Origin of the sequence: Streptomyces sp. SBT349, assembly GCF_001083795.1 — a bacterium.
Classification (GTDB): Bacteria; Actinomycetota; Actinomycetes; order Streptomycetales; family Streptomycetaceae; genus Streptomyces.
This window is the reverse complement of record NZ_LAVK01000450.1, coordinates 1-5,054: the sequence shown is the minus strand read 5'-3', so window position 1 is coordinate 5,054 and position 5,054 is coordinate 1. Positions and strand designations below refer to the sequence as shown.

5 protein-coding genes and 1 pseudogene are annotated in these 5,054 nt (G+C 75.7%); 2 read left to right on the top strand and 4 right to left on the bottom strand.

Translation table 11 applies throughout. The features are described from left to right. Both ADY01_RS32535 and ADY01_RS32530 read right to left on the bottom strand, forming a co-directional pair. Nucleotides 1-159: pseudogene (locus tag ADY01_RS32535) on the bottom strand (cytochrome P450); the annotation flags it as partial. 76 nt (nucleotides 160-235) lie between these two features. Continuing rightward, nucleotides 236-820 carry a SigE family RNA polymerase sigma factor gene (locus ADY01_RS32530; protein ID WP_049580340.1) on the bottom strand — a complete coding sequence of 195 codons (585 nt, stop codon included), beginning with the start codon at nucleotides 818-820 and terminating at the stop codon, nucleotides 236-238. Nucleotides 821-997: 177 nt separating this feature from the next. Here ADY01_RS32530 and ADY01_RS32525 point away from each other — a divergent pair, with 177 nt between their 5' ends. Together ADY01_RS32525 and ADY01_RS32520 are read left to right on the top strand one after the other, a co-directional pair. Next, nucleotides 998-2,152, top strand: a complete 1,155-nt coding sequence (locus ADY01_RS32525; RefSeq protein WP_078900804.1) for an amidohydrolase family protein — start codon at nucleotides 998-1,000, stop codon at nucleotides 2,150-2,152. Nucleotides 2,153-2,239: 87 nt separating this feature from the next. Then, entirely contained in the window at nucleotides 2,240-3,139 is a 900-nt protein-coding gene (locus ADY01_RS32520; RefSeq protein WP_049580339.1) for an SCO1860 family LAETG-anchored protein, read from the top strand. A gap of 26 nt (nucleotides 3,140-3,165) precedes the next feature. Here the strand turns inward: ADY01_RS32520 and ADY01_RS32515 are convergent, their stop codons facing one another. After that, nucleotides 3,166-3,360: a hypothetical protein gene (locus ADY01_RS32515; protein WP_049580338.1), complete on the bottom strand. Its 195-nt coding sequence runs from the start codon at nucleotides 3,358-3,360 to the stop codon at nucleotides 3,166-3,168. A gap of 27 nt (nucleotides 3,361-3,387) precedes the next feature. After that, nucleotides 3,388-4,665 (bottom strand): inorganic phosphate transporter, encoded by a 1,278-nt coding sequence (locus ADY01_RS32510; RefSeq protein ID WP_049580337.1) that lies wholly within the window; start codon nucleotides 4,663-4,665, stop codon nucleotides 3,388-3,390. Between the last annotated feature and the right edge of the window lie 389 nt (nucleotides 4,666-5,054).

Sequence of the window (5,054 nt, the reverse complement as noted above, 5' to 3'; positions counted from 1 at the left end):
GCCGGGGGCCCCCGCCGCCCGCCCGGGCGCCAGCGGCTCGGTCGCGAACCGCCAGGTCGCCAGCTCCACCGGGCCGTCGTAGCGCAGCAGTTCCTCCCCCGCCCCCTCCAGCAGCGCGCCGCCGCCCTCCGCCGCGGCGCCCCGCTCCACGCGCGCCCGCATCCGCTCGCGGTCGGGCCGGTGGCCGGCGGCGGCGGCGCGCAGCAACTCCGTCACCTCGGGCCGCTCGCCCATGTCACCAACTCCTCCGCTGCACCGGGCCGGTGCGCAGCACGCGGAGGAACTCCCCGCTGCCGCCCCCGCCTTCGGCGCCGGGGGCCTCGGTGAGCAGCCGCTCCAACTCGGCCATGCCGCGCGAGGTCTGGCTCTTCACCGTACCCACGGAGATGCCCAGAACGCGCGCCGTGTCGCGCTCCGACAGGTCGAAGGCGTGCCGCAGCACCACACACGCCCGCTTGCGGTACGGCAGCCGGCCGAGCGCCGCCCGCACATCGAGGACCGCCGGCACGTCGGGCCCCTCGGACTCCAGGGCCTGGCCGCCCTGCCGCGACCAGAACAGCGCGATCCTGCGGCGCTCGCGCGTGCGGCTGCGGATCCGCGATTTGGCCAGGTTGGCGACCACGCCCCTGGCGTACGCCACGGGGAACTCGGCGGCGCACACCCGGTCCCAGTGGTGCCAGATCTCCACCAGCGCGTCGGCGGCCAGGTCGTCGGCGTCCTCGCCGCCGCGGGCACCGCCCAGCAGCAGGTGGGCGAGCCGGGACAGCTCGGCGTGGTGCCGCTCGAAGAAGGCGTCGAACTCATCGCTGGGGCTGGCCACGCCGAGGCTCCCTGTCGGTAGACGGCTCGGTTCACGACGGTCCTGCCGCGCCCGTTCGACAGGTCGTGCAACGTTCGCGGCCGTGCCCGTGTCGGTGCTCCGCCTCCCAGCGTCCGAGGAGCCTAGCAGCCGAAGACCCGCCTGCCGAGCGGTCGTTGGGCCCCTTCCCATGTGATCATGGGCGGTGTGACCATCCTGCGCATCCGGGGCCGCGTACTGATCGGCCCCGACGAGACCAGGGGCGACGTGTGGGTCGTCGGCGGCCGGATCACCTTCGAACGGCCCACCGCCGCCCGCGACGTCGTGACGCTCGACGGCTGGGTCCTGCCGGGCCTCGTCGACGCGCACAGCCACGTCGGCCTCGGCCTCGCGGGCGCCGTGGACGACAAGACGGCCGAGGAGCAGGCCGTGGCCGACCGCGACGCGGGCGCGCTGCTGCTGCGCGACGCGGGCTCGCCCACCGACACCCGCTGGACCGACGCGCGCGACGACCTGCCGCCCATCGTCAGGGCGGGCCGCCACATCGCCAGGACCCGCCGCTACATCAAGGACTTCGCGGAGGAGGTCGAGCCGGGCGAGCTCGCCGGCGCCGTGCGGCGCGAGGCCAGGCGCGGCGACGGCTGGGTCAAGCTCGTCGGCGACTGGATCGACAGGGAACGCGGCGACCTGACGTCCTGCTGGCCCGCCGACGCCGTCCGCGCCGCCATCGCCGCCGCACACCGCGAGGGCGCCCGCGTCACCGCCCACTGCTTCGCCGAGGACGCGCTGCGCGACCTGGCCGAGGCCGGGATCGACTGCGTCGAGCACGCCACCGGGCTCACCGAGGACACCATCCCGCTGTTCGCCGAGCGCGGCGTGGCCATCGTCCCCACCCTGGTCAACATCGGCACCTTCCCCGGCCTCGCCGCCCAGGGCGAGGCCAGGTACCCGCGCTGGGCCGCCCACATGAGGCGGCTCCACGCCCGCCGCTACGACACCGTCCGCGCCGCCCACGACGCGGGCGTCCCGCTCTACACCGGCACGGACGGGGGCAGTTCGCTGCCGCACGGGCTCATCGGGAGCGAGGTCGCCGAGCTGGTCACCGCGGGCATCCCCGTGGACGACGCGCTCGCCGCCGCCACCTGGAGCGCCCGCCGCTGGCTCGGGCGCCCCGGGCTCACCGAGGGCGCCCCCGCCGACCTCGTCGTCTACGCGGCCGACCCCCGCCGGGACATCGGCGTGCTCGGCCACCCCTCCCGCGTGGTGCTGCGGGGGCGCGTCGTCGCCCGAACCCCCCGCGCCCCCGGCGCCGCGTCACGGCCCTCGCGCCCCCTGAGTCCCCCGTTCGAGTGAAGGGCGGGCGGAACCCCGCCCGCGCCGGTTCCCGGCCCCAAGGATGGCGGCGTCCCGGCGTTCCACCACTTGGGGAGAGTCCCGCCCGTGAAGAAGTCTGTCTGCCGCCGCGCCGCCGCCTCGCTGCTCGCCTGCGCCGCACTCCTGGCACCGGCGGTGTCGGCCGCCCCGGCCGCGCACGCCGACGAGCCGGCTCCCGGGGGTGCCGGCGCCGAGGGCACCGCCAGCGCCGCGGTGCTCCGCGCGGGCCTCGACGTCTCGCTCCTCGACGGCGCGACGGGCCTGCCCCTGGACGTGGCGCTCAACGAGGTGTCGGCGCCGGCCGGGAGCCGCACGGCGAGCGAGACGCTGCTGACCGCCTCGCTGGACGGGCTCGACGGGGGCCGCCCGTTCGAGATGCTGCGCGCGGACGTCGCCGACGCGACCGCGACCGCCGACGCGGAGGCGAGCAGCGCCGAGGCGTCCCTGGTGAACGCCCGGGTGCACGTGCCGGGCCTGCCGCTGCTCGCGGTCGTCGAGCTCGACGCGGTCGCCGCGCGCGCCCGGTGCGTGCCCGGCGAGGCGCCGGTCGCGGAGACCGACATGCCCGCCGCCGCCACCGTGCTCGGCCGCGAGGTGGACCTCACCGCGGACGGCACCTTCACCGTCCCGGTGCCCGGCGTCGGCGAGGTCACGCTCGACCTCTCCCGCCGCGAGACCTCCGACGGCGCCGCGGCGGCCAGCGCCCTCGACCTGCGCGTCGCCGTCAACCCGCTGAACCTCGGCGTCGCCGGGGTCACCGGCACCGTCACGCTCGCCGAGGTCAGCTGCCAGGAGCCCGCGGCGAGCCCCCGCACGCAGACGGTCACCGAGGAGACCGAGGAGGCCCCGGAGATGGCGCGGACCGGCGGCGGCTCCCTGAGCCCCTATGTGATCGGGGGCGCGCTCGGCCTGCTCGCCGCGGGCACCGCCGCCCTGGTGGTCGCCCGGCAGCGCCGGACGGCCTGAGCCTCTGGCCTCCCGGCCTCCTGGCGTCAGACGGCGATGATCCAGATCCCGTAGGCGACCGCCGCCGCGCACAGGGCGAACGACAGATACCCGGCAGGGCGCGCGGCGGCGGTGCCCGCCGAGCCGGCCCTGATGCCGAGGGAGAAGAGGCCGACCATCGCGACGGTCACCAGCAGGGACACGACGACGACCTGGCCGAGCACGGCCCATTCGATGTGCACGAGAAACCCCGGATCGAGAGACGGCGGCTAGGAGAGGGCGGAGGTGACGGACGGCGCGCTCGGCGCGGGGGGGACGTTCGGCGGAGCGGGGACGTCGAGAGCCACGGCGCCCGCGCCCCGCTCGTCCTGGCCGTCCCCGGAACCGTCCTCGTCGCCCCCGGAGTCGACGTCGGAGTCGACGTCCGCGTCGGCCTCCGCGTTGACGTCGGAGTTGACATTGGAGTGGTCGACCGGCTTGCGGCGCGACAGCGTCCAGATCCCGGCGCTGACCGCGATGAGCAGCGCCACGACCACGCCCACGCCCCAGTCGCCGCGCTCGGCGATCAGCGCGCCCGCCGCGCCGATCGTGCCCGCCGCCGGGAGCGTCAGGCCCCAGGCCACCACCATGCGCGTGGCCGTGGACCAGCGGACCGTGCCGCCCCGGCGGCCCAGGCCGCAGCCGAGGACCGCGCCCGAGCAGACCTGCGTCGTCGACAGCGCGAACCCCATGTGCGAGGACGCGAGGATCGTGGTGGCCGCGCTGGTCTGCGCGGCGAAGCCCTGCGGCGGCTCGATGTCGGTCAGGCCCTTGCCCATGGTGCGGATGATGCGCCAGCCGCCCAGGTAGGTGCCGAGCGCGATGGCGACGCCCGCCGAGGTGATGACCCACAGCGGCGGGTCGGCGCCGGGCGACAGCGCGCCGCCGGCGATCAGCGCGAGCGTCATCACGCCCATGGTCTTCTGCGCGTCGTTGGTGCCGTGCGCGAGCGAGACCAGCGCGGCCGAGGCGATCTGCCCCGACCGGTAACCGCGCGCCGAGGCACGGGCGTCGGCGTTCCGCGTGATCCGGTACGTGAGCCGGGTGGCCAGCAGCGCGGCACCCCCGGCGACGAGCGGGGCGGCGAGGGCGGGGATGACGACCTTGGTCACCACGGCGTCGCCGTTGACGGCCCCGGTGCCGACCGAGGCCAGCGTGGCGCCGATCAGGCCGCCGAAGAGGGCGTGCGAGGAACTGGAGGGCAGGCCCGCGAGCCAGGTGAGGAGGTTCCAGACGATGGCGCCGACGAGCCCCGCGAAGATGACTTCCGGCTGGACGCCCGCCTCCTCGTCGATGATGCCGCCGGAGATGGTGCGGGCGACCTCGACGGAGAGGAACGCGCCGACGAGGTTGAGCGCCGCCGACATCGCCACCGCGGCACGGGGTTTCATGGCCCCCGTCGTGATCGTGGTGGCCATGGCGTTGGCCGTGTCGTGGAAGCCGTTGGTGAAGTCGAACGCCAGGGCCGTGATGATCACGATCGCGATCAGCAGCGTGATGTGTTCCATGTACCGGGCAATCCGTTCGGCGGGGCGGGGGATCAAGCGCCGTTAACGTAGGGTGAATAGGTGAACGAGAGATGAACGTGCGACGAGGGATTCCTGCCGAGTGACGCCGCGCCTGGCGCGAACTCACCATCAGGGCACGTCAGACGGTCTCCTACGGGCTCGTTCTCGGAACCTCGGGAAATCCGCCGGTCCGCGTCGGGGACGCGATCCTCGTCACCCCGACCGGGGTCCCCCGCGACCTCCTCGCGGCCCATGTGAACGACGGCCGGGCGCCCGCCGGTTCACTCGCGCCCACCAGCGAGCCCTCCTGCGCTCGGCGGCCCACCGCGCCACCGCCGCGGGCGCCGCGGTCCCACCCACGCCCTCCACACCACCGCCGTGTCCACGCC